Here is a 24,410-nt window from a genome sequence, read left to right as displayed (position 1 = left end):
TCGGGAGCGCTCGGACGACATGGACAAGCTCGAACAGTTTCTGACGCGTGCCGAAGCGCTGCTCGGCCGCCTCGAGGGGATGCTGCCGCCCGCACCGGCGGCTGTCGACTGGAATGCCGCCACCGCGTTCCGCTGGCGCAAGCGCCAGGGGCGCGGCTATCTGCAGCCGGTGCCGGCCGCGTCGTCGATCACGCTCGACGACCTGCACAACATCGATCGGCAGAAAGGGCTGATCGAACAGAACACGCGACAGTTCGTGCAGTGCAAGCCGGCGAACAACGTGCTGCTGACCGGTGCGCGCGGTACCGGCAAGTCGTCGCTGATCAAGGCGTGCCTGAACGCCTATGCGAAGGACGGGCTGCGCCTGATCGAAGTCGACAAGGACGACCTGCACGATCTCGGCGACATCGTCGACCTGATCGCGAAGCGTCCGGAGCGGTTCATCGTGTTCTGCGACGATCTGTCGTTCGAGGAAGGCGAATCGGGCTACAAGGCGCTGAAGGTCGCGCTCGACGGCTCGATCGCCGCGCAGTCCGACAACGTGCTGATCTACGCGACGTCGAACCGCCGCCATCTGCTGCCCGAGTACATGAGCGACAACGAGTCGTACAAGCATCTGCCGGACGGCGAGATCCACCCCGGTGAAGTCGTCGAGGAAAAGATTTCGCTGTCGGAACGCTTCGGCCTGTGGGTCAGCTTCTACCCGTTCAAGCAGGACGACTATCTCGACATCGTCGCGCACTGGCTGCGCCATTTCGGCTGCGCGGACGGCGAGATCGAGACGGCGCGCGGCGACGCGCTCGTGTGGGCGCTCGAGCGCGGTTCGCGCTCGGGACGCGTCGCGTGGCAGTTCGCGCGCGATTGGTCGGGTCGCAAGGAGCAGGCATGAGCACGGATTCCGCAGTGGGCGCCGTGCGCGCGCCTGACGGCCGCAAGGTGACGGAAGTCGCGGTCGGCGTGATGGTACAGCCCGGCGAGCCGGTCGGCCGCTGCCGCTACCTGCTTGCGCAGCGGCTGCAGGGCAAGCCGTACGAGGGCTACTGGGAGTTCCCGGGTGGCAAGCTGGAAGCCGGCGAGAGCGTCGAGGACGCGCTGGCGCGCGAGCTGCACGAGGAACTCGGCATCGTCGTTACCGCCAGCCACCGCTGGCATACGCTCGAGCACGACTATCCGCATGCGTACGTGCGGCTCTATTTCTGCAAGGTGACGGGCTGGACGGGCGAGCCGCACAGCAAGGAAGGCCAGGCGTTCGTGTGGCAGCAACTGCCGGTCGACGTCGCGCCGCTGTTGCCGGCGGCGCTGCCGGTGCTGGCATTGCTCGAGAAGGAAGCGGCGTCGCAATGACGCCGCGGCGGCTCGCCTGAAAAGCGGGCCGCATCCGCCTGCGGGTGCGGCGCGCCGCTCAGCTGTCGCGGCGGCCGTCGGTGCCGTCTTCTTCCTCGGACGACGGACCTTCGTCGGAGGACCCGCCGATCCGGTACTTTTCCGCGGCCCAAGCGCCGAGGTCGAGCTGCTTGCAGCGGGCCGAACAGAACGGGCGGAACTTGTTTTCAGGTGTCCAGCGCACTTCTGCGCCGCACGAAGGACATTTCACAACGGTAGTCATACGAAAGCGTCGAACCGGCGCGGGGCCGTTACAGATTGCAGAGTGTCAGATGGAACGGCACGTCGATGTCCACCGCGCGCGGCCGCACGTCGCCGTCCTGCATGGTGAACCGTACCCACAGCATGTATTTGTTGGCGCTCGCTTCGGGGATCACGCGCAGTTCCGGCGGCACGCGCACCTGCATCAGCTGGTAGCTGCGCCCCGACAGCATCTGCTGGTAGCTGCCCTGCATCGCCATCACCTTCGACGCCTGACCCGATTCGCGAGCGAGCCGCAGCACGATTGCCGCCGCGTCGCGCAGCGGCAGCAACGGCATGATCCATTTCGCGATGTCGTGGCGCCGCTGTTCCGCGGGCCATTGCTGCCACGCATAGTACGACGGTAGATCGAACTTGCACGTGCCGCCGGGAATTACCGCGCGGCTGCGGATGCTGGCGAGCCACTCGTTGTCGACCAGGTGCTGCCCGGTCTTGCCCTGCATCTGCGCAAGATTGGCGAGCGTCTGCTCGATTTCACCGAGCACGGCTTCGAGCGCATTCTGTTCGATGCCCGGATTGCCGCGAAAGGGAGCGAGCGTCTGGCGCTGACGTTCGAGCTCCTTCATCAGATCCGATTTCAGGTCCGCGCGGCCCGTGACCTCGGCGATTTCGAACAGCGTCGTCAGCGCGACGTGATGTTCACGCGGGTCCTCCTGAGCCAAAAAGAACGCGAAGCGCTCGAACAAGTCTTCGAGGCGCAACAGCGTGCGAATTCGCTCGTTGAACGGATACTCGTAAAGAATCAAGCGCGCTCGCCTCTCGGGGTAGGAATTGAAACAATGCAGGACATTCTAATGCTCACTCTCTACCCTAGCAACGCGCCAATTTCGTACACCATCACGATTGCGGCGGCGGTCAGTGCGCGGCGGCCGCGAATCCGAGATAGCGTTGGTGCAGTGCGTCGACCTGCGCGGCAAGCATATCGGGCGCCGTTGCATCGTTGACGATCACGTCGTCGGCCGCCGCGAGACGCGCTTCACGCGTCGCCTGTCTTGCGATGATCGCTTCGACCTGTTCGCGCGTGAAACCATTGCGCCGCATCACACGTGCGATCTGCGTTTCGACCGGACAGTCGACGACCAGCACGCGATCGCAGCGCGCCTTCCAGTTACCTGACTCCACGAGCAGCGGTACGACGAAGATCACGTACGGGCCCCGCGCTTCACGGGCCTCGCGATCGGTCTCCGCGCGGATCAGCGGATGCGTGATCGCTTCCAGGCGCCGGCGTGCGTCGTCGTCGCTGAAAATCAGTGCGCGCATCTTCGTGCGATCGAGCGAACCGTCGGCCGCGACGAAGTCCGGCCCGAATGCGCGTTCGATCGCCGGCATCGCGAGACCGGCCGGCGCGGTGATGCGGTGCGCGATCAGGTCGGTATCGACGAGTGATGCACCGCGTGCGGCGAACAGGTCGGCGACGGTCGTCTTGCCGCTGCCGATGCCGCCGGTGAGTCCTATTGCAAACATGTGAGCCTCCGCCGGGCCGCCACGAGGAAACGAACCTCCTCCCCGCGACGCAGCGAACGAGTCGGACGGGATCGGTGCGTCATGTCAGCCGCCGAGCGCCAAATAGAAAGGGGTGCCGAAAAACAGTGTCGCGACGCCGCCGGCCGCGAGGAACGGGCCGAACGGAATCGGCTCCTCGAAGCGCATGCGCCCGCGCCAGGTCGCGACGAGCCCGACGATCGCGCCCGTCACCGCGGCGAACAGCACGACCTGCGGCAGCGCGGCCCAGCCCATCCATGCACCGAGCGCGGCGAGCAGCTTCAGGTCGCCGAAGCCGATGCCCTCGATGCCACGCAGCCATTTGAACAGCCAGTAGATCGACCACAGGAACAGGTAGCCGGCCATTGCGCCGACCACGGCTGAACGCAGCGACGTGAACGTGCCGCCGAGGTTCAGTGCGAGCCCTGCCCACAGCAGCGGCAGCGTCATCGAATCGGGAAGGTAGCCGGTCTGGATGTCGATCGCGCTCATCGCGAGCAGCGCGGCGCAGAGCCCGAACGCGGCGAGTGCGGCGGCGGTGGGGCCGAACGCGGCGAGCGAGCCGGCGGCGAGCAGCGCACCCGCGACCTCGACGAGCGGATAGCGCACGCCGATCGCATGGCCGCACTGGCGGCAGCGTCCGCGCAGCATCAGGTAGCTGACGAGCGGGATGTTTTCCCACGCGCGCAGCACGTGGCCGCAGTGCGGACAGGCGCTGCGCGGGCGCCACAGATCGTAGTGCGGCGGATAGCCGTCATCGGGCGCCGCGTTCGCGCTGCCCGTCGCTTCGGCGATTTCGGCCTGCCATGCGCGCTGCATCATCACCGGGATCCGGTGCGCGACGACGTTCACGAAGCTGCCGACGCACAGCCCGAGCACGACGGCGAATGCGTACTGCACCGCGGGCGGCAGCATCGCCAGCGCGAGCAACGTGCTGTCGGGCGAATCAAAAACGGTGGTCAGGGGCGCGGGCGTCATGGGCTCGGGTTCGGGCTTGAAAGGCGACAGAATCGGTTGCGATGCTACACCACGTTGCCCAGCTGAAGGATGGGCAGATACATCGCGATCACGAGGCCGCCGACGAGGGCACCCAGCACGATCACGATCAGCGGCTCGCCGAGCGCGGCGAGCGCATCGAGACGCGCATCGAGCTGACGCTCGCAGAGCGCGGCGATGTCGGCGAGCATCGTGTCGAGTGCGCCGGTTTCCTCGGCGACGGCGATCGGCTGTACCACGTCGTCCGGGAAGCAGCCTGCCGCGTGCATCGCATCGGCCAGCCGCGCGCCGCGCAGCACGCGCGCGGCGATTTGCGCGGTGGCCTGCTCGAACACCGGGTGGCCGGCCGTGCGTTCGAGCGTGGCGAATGCATCGGCGAGCGGTACGCCGGCACCGAGCAGCGTGGCAAGCGAGCGGCACCAGCGCGCGGCCGCGAACCGCGTGAGCGCGCTGCCGACCAACGGCGCATTCAGCACGTGCCGCGCAGCCCTGTAGCGCAGCGACGGCGAGCGCCGCAGCGCGTGGCGTGCGACGAGCCCCGCCACCGCGGCGCCGGCGACGAACGTGCCGCCCCACGCCGATGTCGCGGAGGACAGGGCGAGCAGCGCGCGGGTCGGCGCCGGCAGTGCTGCGCCGAAGCCGTCGAAGATCTGCCGGAACGTTGGCACGACCCAGACCATCAGCGCGGCCGAGATCGCCAGCGCGAACACGATGACGGCGACCGGGTACGCGAGTGCGGCCCACAGCTTGCGCCATTGCGCGTCGGCGCGTTCGCGGTGCTCCGCGACGCGGGTCAGCACGATGCCGAGCGCTCCCGATGCTTCGCCGACCTCGATCAACTGGCGATACAGCGTGCCGAACTGGGACGGATAGCGTGCCAGCGCGGCGGCGAAGCGCTGCCCGCCGACGATCTCGCGTGCGAGACCCGCGGCGATGCGCGGGAGCCCGTCGCGCGTGCGGGTGCGGGCAAGCATCTCGAGCGACGGAGCGAGCGGCAGCCCGGCTTGCAGCAGGCTCGCGAGCTGACGCGTGAAGCGCGTGACCTCGCGTGTGCCGGCCGCCGGCGGCCGGGCCGTGCCGCGGATGTCGAGCGACAGCACCGCGACGCCGTCGCGCGCGAGCGCCGCACGTGCGGCGGCTGCATCGAACGCGATGACGTTGCCGCGGCACGGCGTGCCGTCGCGACGACGGCCGCGCCACGCGAAGCGGGTTTCGTGAGGCGGCGCATGCATGGCGATTACGCGTCGGGCGTCGCGGCCAGGGCTTCCGCGACGCTCGTCGTGCCGTCGCGAACGTGCGCGAGTGCCGCGTCGCGCAGACTGCGCACGCCTTCGGCCGCCGCGCATTGCGTGAGCGTACCGACGCTTGCGCGCGCGACGATGCGTTCGGCCATCTCCGGTGAAACCGGCATCGTCTGATGCAGGCCGATGCGGCCTCGATAACCGATACCGTGACAGGCGGCACAGCCGCGTGCGACGAACGGGCGCCATCCGGATGCCAATGCCGCCGGATCGCAACCCGCATCGCGCAGCGCGTGCGCCGGCGCGTCCGAACGCGCGCGGCAGCTCACGCATAGACGCCGCACGAGCCGTTGCGCGGTGACGAGGCGCAATGCGGCGGCTAGGTTGTACGGCGCGACGCCGATATCGAGCAGTCGCGCGACAGCGGCCGGCGCATCGTTCGTATGCAGCGTCGACAGCACGAGGTGCCCGGTCTGCGCAGCCTTGATCGCAACGTCGGCCGTCTCCGCATCGCGAATCTCGCCGACCATGATGACGTCCGGATCCTGCCGCAGCAGCGCGCGCAGCGCCGTGGCGAAGGTCAGCCCGGCTTTCTCCGCCACGCCGACCTGGTTGATGCCGTCGAGCTGAATCTCGGCCGGATCCTCGACCGTGCATACGTTGTGCGCGTCGCGATCGAGCATCTGCAGCGCGCAGTAGAGCGACAGTGTCTTGCCGCTGCCGGTCGGGCCGGTGACGAGCACGAGACCGTGCGGCGCGCGTATCGCGGCCTCCATCGCCGCGGCCTGTCGCGCGTCGAAGCCGAGGCGCGCGAGCGTGAGGTCGGGCGGCAGCGTTTCGAGGCGGCGCAACACGAGTTTCTCGCCGAACAGCGTGGGCAGCGAACTGACCCGGTAATCGCCTCGCAGGCCTGCGTCGACCGCGATGCGCAGCCGGCCGTCCTGCGGAAGCCGGCGCTCGGCGATGTCCATGCGTGCGAGCACCTTGATGCGCGTCACGAGCGCGTCGCGCAGATGGACGGGCGGTCGCGCGTGTTCATGCAGGACGCCGTCGATGCGCAGGCGAATGCGCCAGCCTGCTTCGAATGGCTCGACGTGGATATCGGACGCGTCGCGCACGCGGGCGGCGTGCAGCGTGTCGGTCAGCAGCCGTACGGCGGGCGAGTCGTCGAGTTGCGCCGCATCGAGCGAATGGGGCGGGTCGGCGGCCGATGCGTCGGTGGAGGCAGGGGGCCGCTGCATGTGTAGCGGCGCCCCGGGAGGTGGGAAGTGCATGTGAGCCGGCGCTCGGCCGCCTGTTGATCGTGACCGGTCAATGGTCGCGTATCGGGGGCGGCGCCGACAGTCGGCCGTTCGGCTAGCGCGCGACGGCGCGTGAGCGCGTGCTGCGCGGCTTGAAGAGCTTGACGGTGCGCACGGCCTGGTCGTCGCTGCGCATGACTTCGAGCATCACGTCGCGGATTTTCAGGCAAACGTCGCCGTCGGGAATTTCCTCGAGGATCTCGAGGATCAGGCCGTTCAGCGTCTTCGGCCCGTCGGTCGGCAGTTGCAGATGCAGCCAGCGGTTCAGTTCGCGCAGCGGCATCCTGGCGGCGACGATGCATTCGCCGTTTTCATCCCAGCCGCCCGCGCGTTCGCCGCGCGGCATCGACGTCGTGAATTCGCCGATCAGTTCCTCGATGATGTCCTCGGGCGTGACGAGCCCTTCGAGCTCGCCGTACTCGTTGACGACGAGCGCGGTGCGCTGCCGGCTTTCCTGGAAATACTGCAGCTGCTGGACGACCGGCGTGCCTGACGGCACGTAGTACGGCTCCGCGAGCAGCGTGCGCAACGTTTCGCGGTCGAAATCCTGGTTGTGCAGCGCGGTGAGCGTCTTGCGCACGTGCAGCACGCCCAGCACCTTGTCGATGTCGCCTTCATAGACGACCAGTCGGTTGTGATAGCAGGTCTCGAGTTGATGCAGGATGTCGTCGAGCGGCGCGTAGAAGTTGAGCGACTCGATCTGGCGGCGCGGCACCATCACGTCGTCGACCGTGATGTTCTCGAGGTCGAACAGATTGAGCAGGATGCTGCGGTGCTTGGTCGGCATGAAGCTGCTCGACTCGAGCACGATCGCGCGCAGTTCGTCGGCCGACATCCGTTGGTCGCGGCCCTTCTTCGTATTAATGCGCAGCACCCAGAGCACGCCGTTCGCGAGCGCGTTGACGAACCAGACGATCGGCTTGAACACGCGCATCAGCGGCGCGATCACGAGACTCGCGGGCAGCGCGATGCGCTCGGGAAAGGTCGCGCCGACGATCTTCGGCGCGATTTCCGCGAACACGATGATCAGGAACGCGACGATGCCGGTCGCGATCGACAGCGCGAGGTTGTTACGGCCGAACGTGTGGAGCGCGAGCGACGTCGTGAGGACCGGGATGATCGTGTTGAATAGGTTGTTGCCGATCAGGATCACGCTGAGCAGCAGGTCGGTGCGCGTGAGCAGACCTTGCGTGGTCTTCGCGCCGAGCACGCCCTGGCCGGCGAGATGCTTCAGCCGATGACGGTTGAGCGCCATCATCGCGGTCTCGGAAATGGAAAAGAAGCTGGAGCAGAGGAGAAGCAGGAAGACGGCGCCGATTTGCGCCCATAAGGGAATTTGGTCCACGCGTCAGAATGGGCAGTGAAGGACAGGGATGGAGGGAATATAGCAGAGGCCGGCGGCCGTGATGTGTCGCGCGCGGCACGAGGGCCCGCGCGATCAGGCTAAAGCAGGCAAAAAAAAACCGTGCACGCGGTGCACGGTTTTTTTAAATCTGGTCGGGGTGAGAGGATTCGAACCTCCGGCCTCTACGTCCCGAACGTAGCGCTCTACCAGGCTAAGCTACACCCCGATTTGGACTCTTCCGACTTCGCCGTCTTCTTCAAGACCGCTGCGTCGTCGAGCAAGAACATAACTATAGCGATGTTTTTTTAAAAAGGGAATACCTTGGCGAAGAATTTTTTCGAGGCAGGATATCGCCTCGTGTTTTCCGCGAGCTTACGACTGCCGCGACGTCGAGTACGAGCACAACGCGAGCAGGCTTTCCTTGTAGATCGAATCCGGGAACGCGGTGATCGCGGCTGCAGCGGCCTGTGCTTCCTGGCGCGCGCATTCGAGCGTATGGTCGAGCGCGCCCGAGCGCGTGATCGCATCGAAAATCGTGTCGAAGCGATCGGTGCCGCCTTGTTCGATCGCCTCGCGGGCGAGCGCCGACTGTTCGGGCGTGCCGCGTTCGATCAGATAGATGAGCGGCAGCGTCGGCTTGCCTTCGCGCAGGTCGTCGCCGGCGTTCTTGCCCATCGCTTCGGCCGTGCCCGCGTAGTCGAGCCAGTCGTCCATGATCTGGAACGCGGTGCCGATCCGGCGGCCATATTCGGCCGCGGCGGCTTCGGTCGGCGCATCGGCGCCCGCGAGCACCGCACCGAGGCGGGCCGATGCTTCGAACAGCTTCGCCGTCTTGTAACGGATCACCTGCATGTAGCGTGTCTCGTCGACGTCCGCGTCATGCATGTTCAGCAACTGCAGCACTTCGCCTTCGGAAATGATCGTCGTCGCTTCCGACAGGATTTCCATCACGCGCATCTTGCCGACGCCGACCATCATCTCGAACGAGCGCGAATACAGGTAGTCGCCCACCAGCACGCTCGCCGCGTTGCCGAACAGCGCGTTGGCCGTCTGGCGGCCGCGCCGCAGCTCGGATTCGTCGACGACGTCGTCATGCAGCAGCGTGGCCGTGTGGATGAACTCGACGACGGCGGCCAGCACGTGCCGCTGGTGCGACGTCTCGCCGAGCGCGCCGGCGACGAGCAACAGCAGGGCCGGACGCAGCCGCTTGCCGCCCGCGCCGATGATGTACTCGGCGATCTGGTTGATCAGCAGCACGTCGGACGCGAGGCTTTGCCGGATAACGCGATTCACCTGCTCCATGTCGCTTGTGATCGGGGCGAGCAGGTGGGCGGCGCTGAGGGTGGGGGAGGCGGTGGACGACGACATGATGATCGAAATGGGTGATGCGGCGGATTATAAGTCCAATCCGCGATATCCCGGTCTGTCGGACGCGCGCGCACCGTGATTTTGGCCGTCCGGCCAGGGCCTGCGCGCGGCAATCGCGGATCGGCTTTGACTTGGGTGCTAAGCCCATGTATAATCACGTGTTTTCCGCGCGTGGTGTGCGGAAAATTTGGATCCAGAGTGAGGTTCTCAATGTACGCGGTCATAAAAACCGGCGGCAAGCAGTACAAGGTTGCCGTTGGCGAAAAACTCAAAGTAGAACAGATACCGGCTGACATTGACGCTGAAATCACGCTCGACCAGGTTCTCGCAGTGGGCGAAGGCGAATCGATTAAGTTCGGTACGCCGCTGGTCAGTGGGGCTTCCGTCAAGGCCACCGTTGTGTCGCACGGTCGTCATGCCAAGGTCACCATCTTCAAGATGCGTCGCCGGAAGCACTACCAAAAGCACGGCGGCCACCGCCAGAACTACACTGAGCTGCGCATCGACGCGATCAACGCGTAAGCGCCTCGGTAAAGGAGCAATCAGATGGCACACAAAAAGGCAGGCGGCTCTTCCCGGAACGGCCGCGACTCCGAGTCGAAACGTCTCGGCGTGAAAGTGTACGGCGGCCAGGCGATCAACGCTGGCGGCATCATCGTGCGTCAGCGCGGTACGCGCATGCACGCTGGCGAGAACGTCGGCATGGGCAAGGATCACACCCTGTTCGCGCTGGTCGACGGTCACGTCAAGTTCGCGACCAAGGGCGCGGACAAGAAGCATCTGGTCATCGTTGTCCCGGCGGCTGCCTAAGTTAGTTAGGCACCCACGGGCTTCGTAGCCGAAAGGCCCCGCAGTCTTCGCGGGGCCTTTTTTTATTTGGCCGCCGGGCGCATGTGCGCGCCGGCGGCTGTCGCGAAGCGGCGGGCAATCGGCCGAACGGCAGATTGTTCAAGCGTGCCGGCGCGCGGCACAATAGCGGAAATACTGGTCGGAGTAACGAATGAAGTTCATTGACGAAGCACGAATCGAAGTCATCGCCGGCGACGGAGGTGATGGGAGCGCGTCGATGCGCCGCGAAAAGTTCGTTCCGTTCGGCGGGCCGGACGGCGGCGACGGCGGCCGGGGCGGCAACGTCTACGCGATTGCCGACCGCAACATCAACACGCTGATCGACTACCGTTACGCGAAGAAGCACCTGGCGCGCAACGGCGAGAACGGTCGCGGCTCGGATTGCTATGGCAAGGGCGGTGACGACGTCACGCTGCGCATGCCGGTCGGCACGGTCGTGACCGACATGGATACCGGCGAGCTGATCGCCGACCTGACCGAGCACGGCCAGCAGGTGATGCTTGCGCAAGGCGGTGCGGGCGGTCTCGGCAACCTGCATTTCAAGTCGAGCACGAACCGTGCGCCGCGCCAGAAGACCGACGGCAAACCGGGCGAACGGCGCATGCTGCGGCTCGAGCTGAAGGTGCTCGCCGACGTCGGGCTGCTCGGCATGCCGAACGCCGGCAAGTCGACCTTCATCTCGTCGGTGTCGAACGCGAAGCCGAAGATCGCCGACTATCCGTTTACGACGCTCGCGCCGAACCTCGGCGTCGTGCGGGTCGGCCCGAGCAAGAGCTTCGTGATCGCCGACATCCCGGGGCTGATCGAAGGCGCCGCCGAAGGCGCGGGCCTTGGCCACCAGTTCCTGCGACATCTGCAGCGCACCGGCGTGCTGCTGCATCTCGTCGATCTGGCCCCGTTCGACGAAAACGTCGACCCGGTCGCGGAAGCGAAGGCGATCGTCGGCGAACTGCGCAAGTACGACGAGGCGCTCTACGAGAAGCCGCGCTGGCTCGTCCTCAACAAGCTCGACATGGTGCCGGAAGACGAGCGTGAAGCGCGCGTCGCCGATTTTCTCGCCCGCTTCGAGTGGGACGGCCCGGTGTTCGAGATTTCGGCGCTGACGGGCCAGGGCTGCGAAGCGCTGTGCTACGCGATCTACGATTACCTCGCCGAGCATTCGGACGCGCATCGCGCGGCGGAAGAGGAAGATCTGGCCACGGACGTGCGGTTCCGCGACGCGCCGCCCGCCGATGGCGGGGCCACGCCCGGCGGCGACGCCTGAGCGGACCCGAAACGCACCGGGCATCGCGCCCGGTGCCGGAATTCAATCGCGCCCGGCCGGGCAGGCATCAGATACAGGAGACGGCGCACGATGCGTTCGATCATCGCGGATTCGAAGCGATTGGTGGTGAAGGTGGGCTCGAGCCTCGTGACCAACGACGGCAAGGGGCTCGATCATGCTGCAATCGGCCGCTGGGCGGCCCAGATCGCCGCGCTGCGCGCGCAGGGCAAGGAAGTGGTGCTCGTCAGTTCGGGTGCGATTGCCGAAGGGATGCAGCGGCTCGGCTGGAGCAAGCGTCCGCGCGAGATCGACGAGCTGCAGGCTGCCGCCGCGGTCGGCCAGATGGGGCTCGCGCAAGTCTATGAAAGCCGCTTTACCGAGCACGACATCCGCACCGCGCAGATCCTGCTCACGCACGCCGACCTCGCGGATCGCGAACGCTACCTGAATGCGCGCTCGACGCTGCTGACGCTGCTGCGGCTCGGCGTCGTGCCGATCATCAACGAGAACGACACGGTCGTCACCGACGAAATCAAGTTCGGCGACAACGACACGCTCGGCGCGCTCGTCGCGAACCTGATCGAAGGCGATGCGCTGATCATCCTGACCGACCAGTCGGGGCTGTTCACCGCCGATCCGCGCAAGGATCCGAACGCGACGCTCGTCGCGGAAGCCAGTGCGGGCGCGCCGGACCTCGAGGCGATGGCGGGTGGCGCAGGTTCGAGCCTCGGCCGCGGCGGGATGCTGACGAAGATCCTCGCGGCGAAGCGCGCGGCGCATAGCGGCGCGAACACCGTGATTGCGAGCGGCCGCGAAACCGACGTGCTGGTGCGGCTCGCGGCCGGCGAGGCGATCGGCACGCAGCTGATCGCGCGCACCGCGCGGATGGCCGCGCGCAAGCAATGGATGGCCGATCACCTGCAGGTGCGCGGGCACGTCGTGATCGATGCGGGCGCGGTCGAGAAGCTGACGGCCGGCGGCAAGAGCCTGCTGCCGATCGGCGTGATCGGCGTGCAGGGCGCGTTCGCGCGCGGCGAGGTCATCGCCTGCGTCGGCCCCGACGGGCGTGAAGTGGCGCGCGGCCTCACGAACTACAGCAGCGCGGAAACGAAGCTGATTCATCGCAAGCCGAGCGGCGAGATCGAGACGGTGCTCGGCTACATGCTGGAGCCGGAGCTGATTCACCGCGACAACCTCGTGCTGGTGTAACGGTTCGGCCCGGCGTCGCGAGACAGCCCAAAAGCCAAAAAGCAAAAAAGCCCGCATTTGCGCGGGCTTTTTCGTTGCGACGGGGCGGCGCAGGACCGGCCAGGCGGCCTGCGTTGCGCCGTCAGCGCAGCTGGCTCATCGCCGTGCGGTGGAACTTGATGTTCTCGATGATCTGCTTGGTCGTGCCCTGCGGCATCTTGTTCGAGCAGAAGTAGTCCTGGTACAGCGCCGAGTGATACGAGTTCAGTTCGCCGTTCTCGATGCGACGCCAGTCGTTCTCGACCGTGCGGTCCCAGCCGTCGTGATCCGAATTCAGGCCTGCATACTGACGCCATTCGTAGGTGTCGCAGCGGATGCCTTCGTAGTTCACGTTGCGCGCGCCGGCCGGGCTCGTGATGACGACTGCGTAGCGCACGATGCCGTCGGTGCCGACCGCGAGCGACTTCGCATCCACGAAGAACTTGAGCGGCGTGTTCTGCGACACGGTGAAGGGCAGCAGGTCGCCCGCTTGCGGCAGGGCCGGCAGCGTGTCGACCGGGTTTTCCTTCCACTCACCCTTACGGTCGAGCAGATAGACGAACTCGCTGTCGTCCTTGTTGGACGGCGCTTTCGAATTGGCGCAACCGGCCAGCGTGGCCGCAGCGACAACCGATGCGAGCGCGAGAGCAATCGCTTTCAATATGCATTCCTCGTAAAAAAAGGGCGCGACACCAAGGTCGCGCCCGGTCATGCAGTCCGACTCGTCATTTGCCGACGATCACGCGGGGCGGCATCTCATCGAGCGTGCTCGCCTCCACTTCGATCTCCGAACAGACCACCGATGTGTCGACAATCGTCAGCGTCTGCTGGGACTGCGTGCCGATCACGCGCGGATAGCGCGACGACGGACGCGGCCCCTGCGGCTTGTCGGCTCGCTGCGCCGGGCGGCGCAGGAAGCGTGACAGTTCCGTCAGCGCCAACTGATAGACATCCCGCTTGAACTCGATCACCGCATCGAGTGGCACCCAGTACTCGTTCCAGCGCCACGCATCGAACTCCGGGTGATCGGTCGCGCGCAAGCAAATGTCGCAATCGCGTCCGACCATCCGCAGCAGGAACCAGATCTGCTTCTGGCCGCGGTAATGGCCGCGTACTTCGCGTTTGATGAACTTGTCAGGCACCTCGTAACGCAACCAGTCGCGGGTGCGGCCGATTATCTTGACGTGTTCCGGGTGCAGGCCGGTTTCCTCGTGCAGCTCCCGGTACATCGCCTGCATGGGGGTCTCGCCGTACTTGATCCCACCTTGAGGAAACTGCCAGGAATGCTCGCGGAGCCGCTTGCCCCAAAACACCTCGTTGCGCGCGTTCAAGAGGATGATGCCGACGTTCGGGCGAAAGCCTTCACGATCCAGCATACAACCACCTTCGAATCCTTTAAAATTGCTTTGATTATAAACAGATAACGGGCGCTGCGCACCGTGACGGAGCGAATCCGCGCGGGGTACGGCGGCTGAATTGTCCCTGATTTGTCTGCTACGTCATCTGCGCCATCGTCGTTCGTCGCGCGCAGCTTTTTCACCTTGAAACTTTTTCGGGCGCCCCGCCTGGGGGCGCCGTATTTGGAACCGTCCGCATGAAAGCTTCCCGTTTCTTTATCGGCACCCTCAAAGAAGCACCGGCCGACGCAGAGATCGTCAGCCACAAGCTGATGGTGCGCGCCGGCATGATCCGTCGTGTCGCCGGCGGCATCTATAACTACCTGCCGGTCGGCCTGCGTTCGATTCGCAAGGTCGAAGCGATCGTGCGCGAGGAAATGAACCGGGCAGGCGCCATCGAGCTGCTGATGCCGGCCGTGCAGCCGGCCGAGCTGTGGCAGGAGTCGGGCCGCTGGGAGCAGTACGGCCCCGAGCTGCTGCGCTTCAAGGACCGCAAGGACAACGACTTCGTGATCGGGCCGACGCATGAGGAAGTCGTCACCGACATCGCGCGCAACCAGATCAAGAGCTACCGGCAGATGCCGGTGAACTTCTACCAGATCCAGACGAAGTTCCGCGACGAGATCCGTCCGCGCTTCGGCGTGATGCGCGGCCGCGAATTCCTCATGAAGGACGCGTATTCGTTCGACAAGGACACGGCCGGCCTGAACGAGTCGTATCGCAAGATGTACGACGCGTACGTGCGCATCTTCACGCGCCTCGGCCTCGAGTTCCGGGCGGTCGCGGCCGACAGCGGCTCGATCGGCGGCAACTTCTCGCACGAGTTCCACGTGATCGCCGATACCGGCGAGGACGCGATTGCCTACTGCCCGACGTCCGACTTCGCGGCGAACATCGAAGCGGCCGAAGCGCTGCCGTTGATCGCCGAGCGTGCCGCGCCGGCCGAAGCGATGGAGAAGGTCGCGACGCCCGGCAAGGCGAAGTGCGAAGCGGTCGCCGAACTGCTGGCGATCCCGCTCGAGCGCACGATCAAGTCGATCGTGCTCGCCACCGAAAACGAAGGCGCCGAGCCGACCATCTGGCTCATCATGCTGCGCGGCGACCACGACCTGAACGAGATCAAGGTGTCGAAGCTGCCGGGGCTGAAGAACCACCGCTTCGCGACTGAGCAGGAAATCGTCGACTGGTTCGGCACGCCGCCGGGCTATCTCGGCCCGGTCGGCACGAAGAAGCCGGTGAAGGTGATCGCCGATCGCACGGTCGCGAACATGAGCGATTTCGTCGTCGGCGCGAACGAGGTCGACTATCACATCGCGGGCGTGAACTGGGGCCGCGACCTGCCGGAACCGGAAGTCGCCGATGTGCGCGACGTGAAGAAGGGCGATCCGTCGCCGGACGGCAAGGGCACGATCGACATCTGCCGCGGCATCGAAGTCGGTCACGTGTTCCAGCTCGGCACCAAGTATTCGGAAGCGATGGGCGCGACGTTCCTCGATGAATCGGGCAAGCCGCAGCCGATGCTGATGGGCTGCTACGGCGTCGGCATCACGCGGATTCTCGGCGCGGCGATCGAACAGAACTTCGACGACCGCGGCATCATCTGGCCCGAGTCGATCGCGCCGTTCGAGGTCGTGCTGTGCCCGATGGGCTACGATCGCAGCGACATGGTCCGCGAGGCCGCCGACAGGCTGTACGCGGAACTGGCCGCCGCCGGCATCGACGTGATCCTCGATGATCGCGGCGAGCGCCCGGGCGTAATGTTCGCCGACTGGGAACTGATCGGCGTGCCGCATCGCCTGGTGATCGGCGAGCGCGGCCTGAAGGAAGGCAAGATCGAGTACCAGGGCCGCCGCGACGCGGAGGCGACGCTGCTGCCGGCGGACGAGGCTGCGGCGACGGTGACGGAGAAGATCCGCGCCGCGCTCGCGCACTAAGCGCCGCGACCGGGGGACACGGTGGAATACACCTTCCTGTCGGCCACCGTGCTCCTCGTGCTGATTACGGATCCGCTCGGCAACATCCCGCTGTTCATCACGGCGATGCGGGACGTGCCGCGCGAGCGGCGCGTGAAGCTGATCCTGCGCGAGGTGGGGATCGCGTTCGTGATCCTGCTGTTCTTCATGGTGGTCGGCGACCGCTTCCTGCGGATGATGAGCCTCACCGATCTGTCGCTGCGGCTCGGCGGCGGGATCGTGCTGTTCCTGATCGCGCTGCGGATGATCTTTCCGCATCCGGACGGCGCGCTCGGCACCGATCCGCGCGCGGGTGGCGAACCCTTCATCGTGCCGCTCGCGATTCCCGCGCTTGCCGGGCCGTCCGCGCTCGCGACGGTGATGCTGCTGACGTCGCAGGCGCCGGGCAAGATGTTCGAGTGGGTCGGCGCGCTGACGGTCACGATGATCGTCTGCGCGATCACGCTGGTGCTGGCCGAACGGATCCAGCAGTGGCTCGGCGAGCGGACCGTTGCGGCGTTCGAGCGGCTGATGGGCCTCGTGCTCGTCGCGATCTCGGTCGAGATGCTGCTGGCCGGCATCCGGGCGTTCGTGCACCAGCTGTAGCACGGGTGGCGCGGCCGATGAAAAAAAGCGGCGCTCCGGGAAACCGGAGCGCCGCTTTTCTTTATTGCAGGCCGGGCGGTCAGACGTTCGCGGTCAGCGCGCGGATCGTCGGCAGGTTGCGCCAGTAGCCTTTCGCGTCCATCCCGCAGCCGAACACGTAGCGGTCCGGCACCGGGAAGCCGCAGAAGTCGGGATGCAGCGGTTTCGCCTTCGCGAGCGTCTTCTCGCACAGCACGGCGGACATGAAGCGCGTCGCGCCCATGTCGAGGATGCGGTCGCGGATCGCGGCCATCGTCTCGCCTTCGTCGAGGATGTCGTCGAGCACGAGCACGATCCGGTCCTTCACCGATTCGCGCGGCGCGACGCGCCAGTGCATCTCCGGGCTGCCCTGCGTCGTGTTGCGGTAGCGGGTCAGGTGGATGTAGTCGAATTCCAGCGGGAAATCGAGGCGCGGCAGCAGCATCCCGGTAAACACGGCGGCGCCGCCCATCACCGAAAGAACGAGCGGGAACGCGTCACCGATCTCGGCGCGGATCGCGTCGGCCATCCTGGAGATCGAAGCATTGACGGCGTCTGCCGAGACGATCTCTTCGGAGTGGTCGAAAATGTGGAGGGCTTCTTCGCGGTTCATGTGTTCTGGCGAGCAGTCGGTATACAAATAAGAATGAAGCAGAACGGACGGCGCGCGCTACAGCAAAAACCCGCGCGCCGGCCGATGGGCGCGATCAGCGCATGCCGGGCATCATGCCCTTCAGGCCGCGCATCATCTTCTGCATGTTGCCGCCCTTCAGCTTCTTCATCATCGTACGCATCTGGTCGTACTGGTTCAGCATCCGGTTGACTTCCTGCACCGGCACACCCGCGCCGGCCGCAATGCGGCGCTTGCGCGTCGCCTTGATGATCTCGGGTTTCGCGCGCTCGGCGGGCGTCATCGAGCTGATGATGCCTTCCATCCGGCGGATCGACTTCTCGGCCTGGCCCATGTCGGCACCGGCCGCTGCCTGCTGGAATTGCGCGGGCAGCTTGTCCATCAGCGACGACAGGCCGCCCATGTTCTTCATCTGCGAGATCTGCGCGCGGAAATCGTTCAGGTCGAAGTCGCCGCCTTTCTTTACCTTGTCGGCGAGCTTCTGCGCGGCCTGCACGTCGACGCCGCGCTGCGCTTCCTCGACCAGCGCGAGGATGTCGCCCATGCCGAGGATCCGGTTCGCCATGCGATCCGGGTGGAACACCTCGAGGCCGTCGAGCTTTTCGGCGACACCGACGAACTTGATCGGCTTGCCGGTGATGTGGCGCACCGACAGCGCGGCACCGCCGCGCGAATCGCCGTCGAGCTTGGTCAGCACGACGCCGGTGAGCGGCAGCGTGTCGTTGAACGCCTTCGCGGTGTTGACCGCGTCCTGGCCGAGCATCGCGTCGACGACGAACAGCGTTTCAGCCGGCTTCAGCGTGCCGTGCAGCGCGGCGATTTCCTGCATCATCGCCTCGTCGATACCGAGCCGGCCGGCCGTGTCGACGATCAGCACGTCATGGTAGTGGCGCTTCGCCCAGTCGACGGCCGCGACCGCGATGTCGACGGGCTTCTGGTCCGGCGTGGACGGGAAGAAGTCGGCGCCGACCTGTTCGCTCACCGTTTTCAACTGCATGATGGCGGCCGGGCGATACACGTCGCACGAGACCGTCAGCACCTTTTTCTTGTGCTTCTCGCGCAGCAGCTTCGCGAGCTTGCCGACGGTCGTGGTCTTGCCGGCGCCCTGCAGACCCGCCATCAGGATCACGGCGGGCGGCGTGACCGCGAGGTTCAGCTCGGCGGCCTTGCCTTCGTAGTCGCCGCCGATCACGGCGGTCAGTTCCTTCTGGACCACGCCGACGAGCGCCTGACCCGGCGACAGGCTGCTGATCACTTCCTCGCCGAGCGCCTTTTCCTTGACCTTGGCGATGAATTCGCGCACGACGGGCAACGCGACGTCGGCCTCGAGCAGCGCGAGACGCACCTCGCGGAGCATTTCCTGGGTGTTCGCCTCGGTAAGCCGGGCCTCGCCGCGCAGCGTCTTGACGACGCGCGCCATCCGTTGAGTGAGATTGTCGAGCATGGGGAGCGTTGGACAGTGGGGCCCGAAGGCGCAACGGAACCGAACAAAGGGAGCCGTCGCGGGAAGGGGGCCTAGTGTAAACTTCGAACATGGATATTGTACTGTATGCCCTCACCGCATTCCTGTACGGCGGCCTCGCCGTCGCAGGCTGGCGCACGCACCGCCAGGGCGCGACGCCGCTCGTCGCGAGCGTGCCCGCCGTGCCGGTTCCGGCGTCCGCCGCGTCGGGGATGAGCGCGGCCGGCCGCGCGCTGCTGTTCGCGGCGCTCGTCGCGCACGGCGTGCTGCTGCACATGACGATCTTCCCGCACGACGCGATGATCTTCGGGTTCGCGTTCGCGTTGTCGGCGATGTTCTGGCTCGGCGCCGGCATCTACTGGATCGAGAGCTTCTTCTTCCCGCTCGACAGCCTGCGCCTGCTGGTGCTGCCGCTCGCGTGCGGCGCGTCGCTGCTGCCGCTGCTGTTCGGCGGCGTGCGGGTGCTGCCTTATGCCGCGGCGCCGCTGTTCAAGATGCACTTCCTGATCGCGAACATCGCGTACGGCCTCTTTGCGATCGCCGCGCTGCACGCGGTCCTGATGCTGATGGTCGAGCGGCGCCTGCAGTCGCTCAGGAGCGGCGGGCGCGACGGCTCGACCGGCTGGATCGCGAGCTGGCTCGAAACGCTGCCGCCGCTGCTCACGCTCGAGAAGCTGCTGTTCCGCCTGATCGGCGCCGGCTTCGTGCTGCTGACGCTGACGCTCGCATCGGGGATCCTGTTCAGCGAGCAGGTCGATGCACGCGCGATGCGGCTCGATCACAAGACCGTGTTTGCGGTGCTGTCGTGGCTGATGTTCGGCGGCCTGCTGGTCGCCCGCAAGACGTCGGGCTGGCGCGGGCGCGGCGCCGCGCGCTGGGTGCTCGTGTCGTTCGCGGCGCTGCTGCTCGCGTATGTCGGCAGCCGGTTCGTTTTCGAGGTGCTGCTGCACCGCTCCGTGGTTTGAACGCAGGTTTCCGATGCGACAGATTCTTCTCCTGATTCTTCTTCTCTTCGCGGGCTCGTGGCTTGCGCGCAAGCTGCGCCAGGCCCAGGAGCAAGCGCACGCGCGCACCGGCCGCGGTGACGGCGCCGACGCGCCCGGCGGCGCGGGTGCGGCACGCCCGAACGGCGGCACGCGCTCGCTACCCGAGCCGATGGTGCGCTGCGCCGAATGCGGCGTGCATGCGCCGAAGGGCGACGCCGTCGCCGCGGGCGGCGAATACTTCTGCAGCACCGACCATGCGCGGCGCCACGGCGCACGCGCGAGCGGCCACGACGCGCGATGAGCGACGCAGCGCTGCTGTCGGTCGACGCACACGGCTGGGTGCGCGAAGCGCGCCACGCGCCGTCGCCGAATTTCGAGGCGCGGCCCGCGGGCGCGGTGCCGACGCTCGTCGTCGTCCACAACATCAGCCTGCCGCCCGGCGAGTTCGGCGGCGACGCGATCGAGTCGCTGTTCCTGAATCGCCTCGATTGCGATGCGCATCCCTATTACCAGAGCCACCTGCGCGGCGTGCGCGTGTCCGCGCACTTCCTGATCCGCCGCGACGGCGAACTCGTGCAGTTCGTGTCGTGCGACGAGCGCGCGTGGCATGCGGGCTCGTCGGAATTCTTCGGCCGGCCGCGCTGTAACGACTTCTCGATCGGCATCGAGCTCGAGGGCGCGGACGACGTGCCGTTCGACCCGGCGCAGTACGCGACGCTCGGCGTGCTCGCCCGCACGCTCGCCGCGCGCTACCCGATCGATGCGGTGGCCGGGCATTCCGACGTCGCGCCGGGCCGCAAGACCGACCCGGGTCCGCATTTCGATTGGCAACGCTTCGCAGGCGATGCCGGCTTTTCGGCCGAATACTTTCCTTTCCGTCAGCACTGAGCGCAGGGTTTTCGAGCCCGCGAAAAAAATTTTTCCGACCAATGCCTTGTCACGTCTGCGCCTGCGCGGGGCGGGGGTGATGTCAATACCTTCAGCGCAAATTATCCGTTTTGACCTCGTCCGAATGTCCACTATACTTGGTGCCAGTTGAGCGGTTCTGTACTAGATATAGTGTGTGTCGCAGGGGAAACCCGAGCGGCACCGGCCGGCGGCCAACGCCGGCGGACAGGGTTCTCAGGGCGGCGCGCCAGGGCCGGGCGGTCCGGGCGTCGCGATCAAGCGCAGCGAACTTCGACGGGGCAGGGGTACACATGACGAAGCACACGACCGGCTCGGTTGTCGCGCATCGACCGCACCGGCGTCCCCGCCGCATCGCTCGCCTCTTACCGCTCGCGCACTCCATCGCGCAGCGTTCGTTTTAATCCGCGGTTCTCTCCGCACCATCCAACACCAGGAGCTTTGCACATGCAAACCACCGACAACGCGACGTCCCAGTACGAGAGCGCCTCGAGCCGTCCGCTCGGCGGGACCGAACAGGGCGCGAAGGCGCTCGCGCCGCAGGCCACGTTCGCCGACTACAAGGTGATCCGCCGCAACGGCAGTGTGGTGTCGTTCGAGCCTTCGAAGATCGCGATCGCGGTGACCAAGGCTTTCCTGGCCGTCAACGGCGGGCAGGGCGCGGCATCGGCGCGCGTGCGCGAGCAGGTCGAGCAGCTCACGCACAACGTCGTGCGCGCGCTCGTGCGCAGCCGTCCGAACGGCGGTACGTTCCATATCGAAGACATCCAGGATCAGGTCGAACTCGCGCTGATGCGCGGCGGCGAGCACAACGTCGCGCGTGCGTACGTGCTGTATCGCGAGAAGCGTCACCTCGAGCGCCAGCACGCAGGCGAAGAAGCGGCCGCAGCGGGCGGCGAGGCGAGCGCGGGCATCAACGTGGTCGACAACGGCGTCGCGCGCCCGCTCGACATGAACGCGCTGCGCGAGCTGATCGTGTCGTCATGCGCCGGTCTCGGCGCTGCGGTTAACCCTGACCCGATCGTCGCGGAGACGGTGAAGAACCTGTACGACGGCGTGCCGATGAGCCAGGTCTACGACTCGGCGATCCTCGCGGCGCGCACGATGATCGAAAAGGACCCGGCGTACAGCCAGGTCACGGCCCGCATCCTGCTGCACACGATCCGCCGCGAGATCCTCGGCGAGGAAGTGCTCCAGGCCGAGATGGCGACCCGCTACACGGAATACTTCCCGCAGTTCCTGAAGCGCGGCGTCGATGCCGGCCTGCTCGACGACAAGCTGCTGCAGTTCGACCTGAAGCGTCTCGGCGAAGCGCTCGACGCGAACCGCGACCTGCAGTTCGGCTACCTCGGCCTGCAGACGCTGTACGACCGCTACTTCCTGCACGTCGAAGGCACCCGCATCGAAATGCCGCAGGCATTCTTCATGCGCGTCGCGATGGGCCTGTCGCTGAACGAGATCGACCGCGAAACGCGCGCGATCGAGTTCTACAACGTGCTGTCGAGCTTCGACTTCATGAGCTCGACGCCGACGCTGTTCAACTCGGGCACGCACCGCTCGCAGCTGTCGTCGTGCTACCTGACGACGGTCGCGGACGACCTCGACGGCATCTATGAAGCGCTGAAGGAAAACGCGCTGCTGTCGAAGTTCGCCGGCGGTCTCGGCAACGACTGGACCCGCGTGCGTGCGCTCGGCTCGCATATCAAGGGCACGAACGGCAAGTCGCAAGGCGTGGTGCCGTTCCTGAAGGTTGTCAACGACACGGCCGTCGCGGTCAACCAGGGCGGCAAGCGCAAGGGCGCGGTGTGCGCGTACCTCGAATCGTGGCACCTCGACATCGAGGAGTTCCTCGAGCTGCGCAAGAACACCGGCGACGACCGCCGCCGCACGCACGACATGAACACGGCGAACTGGATTCCCGACCTGTTCATGAAGCGCGTGATGGAAGGCGCCGACTGGACGCTGTTCTCGCCGTCGACCTGCCCGGATCTGCACGACAAGTTCGGCGCGGAGTTCGAGGCGGCTTACACGGCTTACGAAGACAAGGTCGCGCGCGGCGAGATCAAGCTGTTCAAGAAGATCCCGGCGCAGCAACTCTGGCGCAAGATGCTCGGCATGCTGTTCGAAACGGGCCACCCGTGGATCACGTTCAAGGATCCGTGCAACGTGCGTTCGCCGCAGCAGCACGTCGGCGTCGTCCATTCGTCGAACCTGTGCACGGAAATCACGCTGAACACGAGCGACACCGAAATCGCGGTGTGCAACCTGGGCTCGGTGAACCTCGTCGCCCACCTGGTGAAGCAGGCCGACGGCAGCTACGCGCTCGACCACGACAAGCTCAAGCGCACGATCAGCGTCGCGATGCGCATGCTCGACAACGTGATCGACATCAACTACTACGCGGTGCCGAAGGCGCGTAACTCGAACCTAAAGCACCGTCCGGTCGGCATGGGCATCATGGGCTTCCAGGACTGCCTGCACCTGCTGCGCACGCCGTACGCGTCGGAAGCGGCGGTCGAGTTCGCCGATCGCTCGATGGAAGCGGTCTGCTACTACGCGTACTACGCGTCGACCGAGCTGGCCGAGGAACGCGGTCGCTACTCGAGCTACCGTGGCTCGCTGTGGGATCGCGGCATCCTCCCGCAGGACACGCTGAAGCTGCTGACGGAAGCACGCGGCGGCTACGTCGAGGTCGACACGTCGGAGTCGCTCGACTGGACGACGCTGCGCTCGCGGATCGCGGCACACGGCATGCGCAACTCGAACTGCGTCGCGATCGCGCCGACGGCGACGATCTCGAACATCATCGGCGTGTCGGCGTGCATCGAGCCGACCTTCCAGAACCTGTACGTGAAGTCGAACCTGTCGGGCGAGTTCACGGTGGTCAACGAGTACCTCGTGCGCGACCTGAAGGAACGCGGCCTGTGGGACGAAGTGATGGTCGCCGACCTGAAGTACTTCGACGGCATGCTGTCGCGCATCGACCGCATCCCGGCCGACCTCCGCGCGATCTACGCGACCGCGTTCGAAGTCGACCCGACGTGGCTGGTCGAAGCGGCATCGCGTCGCCAGAAGTGGATCGACCAGGCGCAGTCGCTGAACATCTACATGGGCGGCGCGTCGGGCAAGAAACTCGACGAGGTCTACAAGCTCGCGTGGCTGCGCGGTCTGAAGACGACCTACTACCTCCGCACGATGGCGGCGACGCACGTCGAGAAGTCGACGGTCGCGCACGGCGCGCTGAACGCGGTGCCGACGGGCGGTGCGGGCGGCTCGAGCAGCGGCGGCGCGCAAGGCGCGGCAGGCGGTTTCGGTGCGGCAGGTGGCGATGCATCGTCGGGCGCGGTCAATGCGGCAGCGGCGCTGGCGCCGGTCGAAGCAGACGGTCCGGTATGCACGATGCGTCCGGGCGATGCGGGTTTCGACGAGTGCGAAGCCTGCCAGTAACGCAGCGCGTATGAACTAAGGTTCGTGCGGCGCGCACGACAACCGATGGAGGTTGAAGTGTGCGCCGCTCTCAACTAAAAAAATGATAAGGAATCTGTAACGCGGCATTCGCGTTGCAGGCAGTGACGAGCGATCGAAACATCCCCGACGACGTCGCGTTTCGATCAGCGTTCGATGCGTCGAGCGCACCTCGCGATACATGTGCGACACGCGTCGCGCTCTGCATGAACGACGATGCGTTGCTCAAAGTGTTGTATCGAGGTCGCAACGCGAATCGAAAAAAGGATT

24 protein-coding genes and 1 tRNA gene are annotated in these 24,410 nt (G+C 66.1%); 12 read left to right on the top strand and 13 right to left on the bottom strand.

Translation table 11 applies throughout. From position 1 onward, the window contains the following. The first annotated feature begins 19 nt into the window (after positions 1 to 19). The gene (locus SB771_RS20185; protein WP_175661553.1) at positions 20 to 889 is read left to right on the top strand and encodes an ATP-binding protein; all 870 of its coding nucleotides are present in this window, start codon (positions 20 to 22) and stop codon (positions 887 to 889) included. After that, positions 886 to 1,344, top strand: a complete 459-nt coding sequence (locus tag SB771_RS20180) for an NUDIX domain-containing protein (RefSeq protein ID WP_175661552.1) — start codon at positions 886 to 888, stop codon at positions 1,342 to 1,344. Before SB771_RS20185 ends, SB771_RS20180 begins: the two co-directional genes overlap by 4 nt. A gap of 58 nt (positions 1,345 to 1,402) precedes the next feature. Here SB771_RS20180 and SB771_RS20175 read toward each other — a convergent pair whose 3' ends face one another. The 9 genes from SB771_RS20175 to SB771_RS20135 all read right to left on the bottom strand — a co-directional run bounded on the left by SB771_RS20175 (position 1,403) and on the right by SB771_RS20135 (position 9,377). Next, positions 1,403 to 1,606 carry a DNA gyrase inhibitor YacG gene (locus SB771_RS20175; protein ID WP_006754989.1) on the bottom strand — a complete coding sequence of 68 codons (204 nt, stop codon included), beginning with the start codon at positions 1,604 to 1,606 and terminating at the stop codon, positions 1,403 to 1,405. Positions 1,607 to 1,634: 28 nt separating this feature from the next. Then, entirely contained in the window at positions 1,635 to 2,390 is a 756-nt protein-coding gene (gene zapD, locus SB771_RS20170; protein ID WP_165750835.1) for a cell division protein ZapD, read from the bottom strand. A gap of 109 nt (positions 2,391 to 2,499) precedes the next feature. Then, on the bottom strand, positions 2,500 to 3,108 hold the full coding sequence (gene coaE, locus SB771_RS20165; RefSeq protein WP_175661551.1) for a dephospho-CoA kinase: 609 nt from the start codon (positions 3,106 to 3,108) through the stop codon (positions 2,500 to 2,502). 84 nt (positions 3,109 to 3,192) lie between these two features. Further along, positions 3,193 to 4,104, bottom strand: a complete 912-nt coding sequence (locus SB771_RS20160; protein WP_175661550.1) for a prepilin peptidase — start codon at positions 4,102 to 4,104, stop codon at positions 3,193 to 3,195. Positions 4,105 to 4,148: 44 nt separating this feature from the next. Beyond that, on the bottom strand, positions 4,149 to 5,354 hold the full coding sequence (locus SB771_RS20155; protein ID WP_175661549.1) for a type II secretion system F family protein: 1,206 nt from the start codon (positions 5,352 to 5,354) through the stop codon (positions 4,149 to 4,151). A gap of 5 nt (positions 5,355 to 5,359) precedes the next feature. Then, on the bottom strand, positions 5,360 to 6,637 hold the full coding sequence (locus SB771_RS20150) for a GspE/PulE family protein (RefSeq protein ID WP_175661548.1): 1,278 nt from the start codon (positions 6,635 to 6,637) through the stop codon (positions 5,360 to 5,362). Between the two features lie 82 nt (positions 6,638 to 6,719). Next, complete coding sequence (locus SB771_RS20145; protein WP_165750840.1) at positions 6,720 to 8,009, bottom strand: HlyC/CorC family transporter; 1,290 nt, start codon at positions 8,007 to 8,009, stop codon at positions 6,720 to 6,722. Between the two features lie 149 nt (positions 8,010 to 8,158). Continuing rightward, positions 8,159 to 8,235: transfer RNA gene (locus SB771_RS20140), tRNA-Pro, on the bottom strand. Positions 8,236 to 8,381: 146 nt separating this feature from the next. After that, positions 8,382 to 9,377, bottom strand: a complete 996-nt coding sequence (locus SB771_RS20135; RefSeq protein WP_006752232.1) for a polyprenyl synthetase family protein — start codon at positions 9,375 to 9,377, stop codon at positions 8,382 to 8,384. 210 nt (positions 9,378 to 9,587) lie between these two features. Here SB771_RS20135 and rplU point away from each other — a divergent pair, with 210 nt between their 5' ends. The 4 genes from rplU to proB all read left to right on the top strand — a co-directional run bounded on the left by rplU (position 9,588) and on the right by proB (position 12,699). After that, a complete protein-coding gene (gene rplU, locus SB771_RS20130; protein WP_006025184.1) occupies positions 9,588 to 9,899 on the top strand; it encodes a 50S ribosomal protein L21 in 312 nt (103 codons plus the stop codon). Positions 9,900 to 9,923: 24 nt separating this feature from the next. Then, positions 9,924 to 10,187, top strand: coding sequence for a 50S ribosomal protein L27 (rpmA, locus tag SB771_RS20125; RefSeq protein WP_006476999.1), 264 nt, complete (start codon positions 9,924 to 9,926; stop codon positions 10,185 to 10,187). Between the two features lie 190 nt (positions 10,188 to 10,377). Next, a complete protein-coding gene (gene obgE, locus SB771_RS20120) occupies positions 10,378 to 11,490 on the top strand; it encodes a GTPase ObgE (RefSeq protein WP_012363039.1) in 1,113 nt (370 codons plus the stop codon). A 90-nt stretch (positions 11,491 to 11,580) separates the two neighbouring features. After that, positions 11,581 to 12,699 (top strand): glutamate 5-kinase, encoded by a 1,119-nt coding sequence (gene proB / locus SB771_RS20115; protein ID WP_006752234.1) that lies wholly within the window; start codon positions 11,581 to 11,583, stop codon positions 12,697 to 12,699. A gap of 121 nt (positions 12,700 to 12,820) precedes the next feature. On the opposite strand, the gene SB771_RS20110 is transcribed toward proB, so the two are convergent. Together SB771_RS20110 and SB771_RS20105 are read right to left on the bottom strand one after the other, a co-directional pair. Continuing rightward, the gene (locus tag SB771_RS20110) at positions 12,821 to 13,429 is read right to left on the bottom strand and encodes a CNP1-like family protein (protein ID WP_175661547.1); all 609 of its coding nucleotides are present in this window, start codon (positions 13,427 to 13,429) and stop codon (positions 12,821 to 12,823) included. 13 nt (positions 13,430 to 13,442) lie between these two features. Continuing rightward, the gene (locus tag SB771_RS20105; RefSeq protein ID WP_011655908.1) at positions 13,443 to 14,093 is read right to left on the bottom strand and encodes an RNA pyrophosphohydrolase; all 651 of its coding nucleotides are present in this window, start codon (positions 14,091 to 14,093) and stop codon (positions 13,443 to 13,445) included. Positions 14,094 to 14,311: 218 nt separating this feature from the next. Between SB771_RS20105 and SB771_RS20100 the strand changes: the two genes are divergently transcribed. Further along, positions 14,312 to 16,048 (top strand): proline--tRNA ligase, encoded by a 1,737-nt coding sequence (locus SB771_RS20100; protein WP_175661546.1) that lies wholly within the window; start codon positions 14,312 to 14,314, stop codon positions 16,046 to 16,048. A 21-nt stretch (positions 16,049 to 16,069) separates the two neighbouring features. After that, on the top strand, positions 16,070 to 16,672 hold the full coding sequence (locus tag SB771_RS20095) for a MarC family protein (RefSeq protein WP_105834688.1): 603 nt from the start codon (positions 16,070 to 16,072) through the stop codon (positions 16,670 to 16,672). A 79-nt stretch (positions 16,673 to 16,751) separates the two neighbouring features. Here SB771_RS20095 and SB771_RS20090 read toward each other — a convergent pair whose 3' ends face one another. Further along, entirely contained in the window at positions 16,752 to 17,303 is a 552-nt protein-coding gene (locus tag SB771_RS20090) for a hypoxanthine-guanine phosphoribosyltransferase (RefSeq protein ID WP_006756843.1), read from the bottom strand. Positions 17,304 to 17,397: 94 nt separating this feature from the next. Then, positions 17,398 to 18,765 carry a signal recognition particle protein gene (ffh, locus tag SB771_RS20085; protein ID WP_006752240.1) on the bottom strand — a complete coding sequence of 456 codons (1,368 nt, stop codon included), beginning with the start codon at positions 18,763 to 18,765 and terminating at the stop codon, positions 17,398 to 17,400. 89 nt (positions 18,766 to 18,854) lie between these two features. On the opposite strand from ffh, the gene SB771_RS20080 reads away from it, so the two are divergent. The 4 genes from SB771_RS20080 to SB771_RS20065 all read left to right on the top strand — a co-directional run bounded on the left by SB771_RS20080 (position 18,855) and on the right by SB771_RS20065 (position 24,122). Continuing rightward, complete coding sequence (locus SB771_RS20080; protein ID WP_105834690.1) at positions 18,855 to 19,748, top strand: inner membrane protein YpjD; 894 nt, start codon at positions 18,855 to 18,857, stop codon at positions 19,746 to 19,748. 13 nt (positions 19,749 to 19,761) lie between these two features. Further along, the gene (locus SB771_RS20075; protein WP_175661545.1) at positions 19,762 to 20,070 is read left to right on the top strand and encodes a PP0621 family protein; all 309 of its coding nucleotides are present in this window, start codon (positions 19,762 to 19,764) and stop codon (positions 20,068 to 20,070) included. Next, positions 20,067 to 20,657, top strand: a complete 591-nt coding sequence (gene ampD, locus SB771_RS20070; RefSeq protein WP_175661544.1) for a 1,6-anhydro-N-acetylmuramyl-L-alanine amidase AmpD — start codon at positions 20,067 to 20,069, stop codon at positions 20,655 to 20,657. The genes SB771_RS20075 and ampD overlap by 4 nt, the downstream gene beginning before the upstream one ends. A gap of 465 nt (positions 20,658 to 21,122) precedes the next feature. Next, positions 21,123 to 24,122: a ribonucleoside-diphosphate reductase subunit alpha gene (locus SB771_RS20065; protein WP_175661543.1), complete on the top strand. Its 3,000-nt coding sequence runs from the start codon at positions 21,123 to 21,125 to the stop codon at positions 24,120 to 24,122. Positions 24,123 to 24,410: the final 288 nt, after the last annotated feature.

Origin of the sequence: Burkholderia sp. SIMBA_051 (assembly GCF_046534915.1) — a bacterium.
Taxonomy (GTDB): Bacteria; Pseudomonadota; Gammaproteobacteria; order Burkholderiales; family Burkholderiaceae; genus Burkholderia; species Burkholderia ambifaria.
This window is presented reverse-complemented; position numbering and strand designations above follow the sequence as displayed.

Bases quoted from the DNA above. Each gene is read 5' to 3' on its own strand.
- SB771_RS20185 (WP_175661553.1), top strand. From the start codon at position 20: ATGGACAAGCTCGAACAGTTTCTGACGCGTGCCGAAGCGCTGCTCGGC.
- SB771_RS20180 (WP_175661552.1), top strand. From the start codon at position 886: ATGAGCACGGATTCCGCAGTGGGCGCCGTGCGCGCGCCTGACGGCCGC.
- SB771_RS20175 (WP_006754989.1), bottom strand. From the start codon at position 1,606: ATGACTACCGTTGTGAAATGTCCTTCGTGCGGCGCAGAAGTGCGCTGG.
- coaE (WP_175661551.1), bottom strand. From the start codon at position 3,108: ATGTTTGCAATAGGACTCACCGGCGGCATCGGCAGCGGCAAGACGACC.
- SB771_RS20160 (WP_175661550.1), bottom strand. From the start codon at position 4,104: ATGACGCCCGCGCCCCTGACCACCGTTTTTGATTCGCCCGACAGCACG.
- SB771_RS20155 (WP_175661549.1), bottom strand. From the start codon at position 5,354: ATGCATGCGCCGCCTCACGAAACCCGCTTCGCGTGGCGCGGCCGTCGT.
- SB771_RS20150 (WP_175661548.1), bottom strand. From the start codon at position 6,637: ATGCACTTCCCACCTCCCGGGGCGCCGCTACACATGCAGCGGCCCCCT.
- SB771_RS20135 (WP_006752232.1), bottom strand. From the start codon at position 9,377: ATGTCGTCGTCCACCGCCTCCCCCACCCTCAGCGCCGCCCACCTGCTC.
- rplU (WP_006025184.1), top strand. From the start codon at position 9,588: ATGTACGCGGTCATAAAAACCGGCGGCAAGCAGTACAAGGTTGCCGTT.
- rpmA (WP_006476999.1), top strand. From the start codon at position 9,924: ATGGCACACAAAAAGGCAGGCGGCTCTTCCCGGAACGGCCGCGACTCC.
- obgE (WP_012363039.1), top strand. From the start codon at position 10,378: ATGAAGTTCATTGACGAAGCACGAATCGAAGTCATCGCCGGCGACGGA.
- proB (WP_006752234.1), top strand. From the start codon at position 11,581: ATGCGTTCGATCATCGCGGATTCGAAGCGATTGGTGGTGAAGGTGGGC.
- SB771_RS20110 (WP_175661547.1), bottom strand. From the start codon at position 13,429: ATGACCGGGCGCGACCTTGGTGTCGCGCCCTTTTTTTACGAGGAATGC.
- SB771_RS20105 (WP_011655908.1), bottom strand. From the start codon at position 14,093: ATGCTGGATCGTGAAGGCTTTCGCCCGAACGTCGGCATCATCCTCTTG.
- SB771_RS20100 (WP_175661546.1), top strand. From the start codon at position 14,312: ATGAAAGCTTCCCGTTTCTTTATCGGCACCCTCAAAGAAGCACCGGCC.
- SB771_RS20090 (WP_006756843.1), bottom strand. From the start codon at position 17,303: ATGAACCGCGAAGAAGCCCTCCACATTTTCGACCACTCCGAAGAGATC.
- ffh (WP_006752240.1), bottom strand. From the start codon at position 18,765: ATGCTCGACAATCTCACTCAACGGATGGCGCGCGTCGTCAAGACGCTG.
- SB771_RS20080 (WP_105834690.1), top strand. From the start codon at position 18,855: ATGGATATTGTACTGTATGCCCTCACCGCATTCCTGTACGGCGGCCTC.
- SB771_RS20075 (WP_175661545.1), top strand. From the start codon at position 19,762: ATGCGACAGATTCTTCTCCTGATTCTTCTTCTCTTCGCGGGCTCGTGG.
- ampD (WP_175661544.1), top strand. From the start codon at position 20,067: ATGAGCGACGCAGCGCTGCTGTCGGTCGACGCACACGGCTGGGTGCGC.
- SB771_RS20065 (WP_175661543.1), top strand. From the start codon at position 21,123: ATGCAAACCACCGACAACGCGACGTCCCAGTACGAGAGCGCCTCGAGC.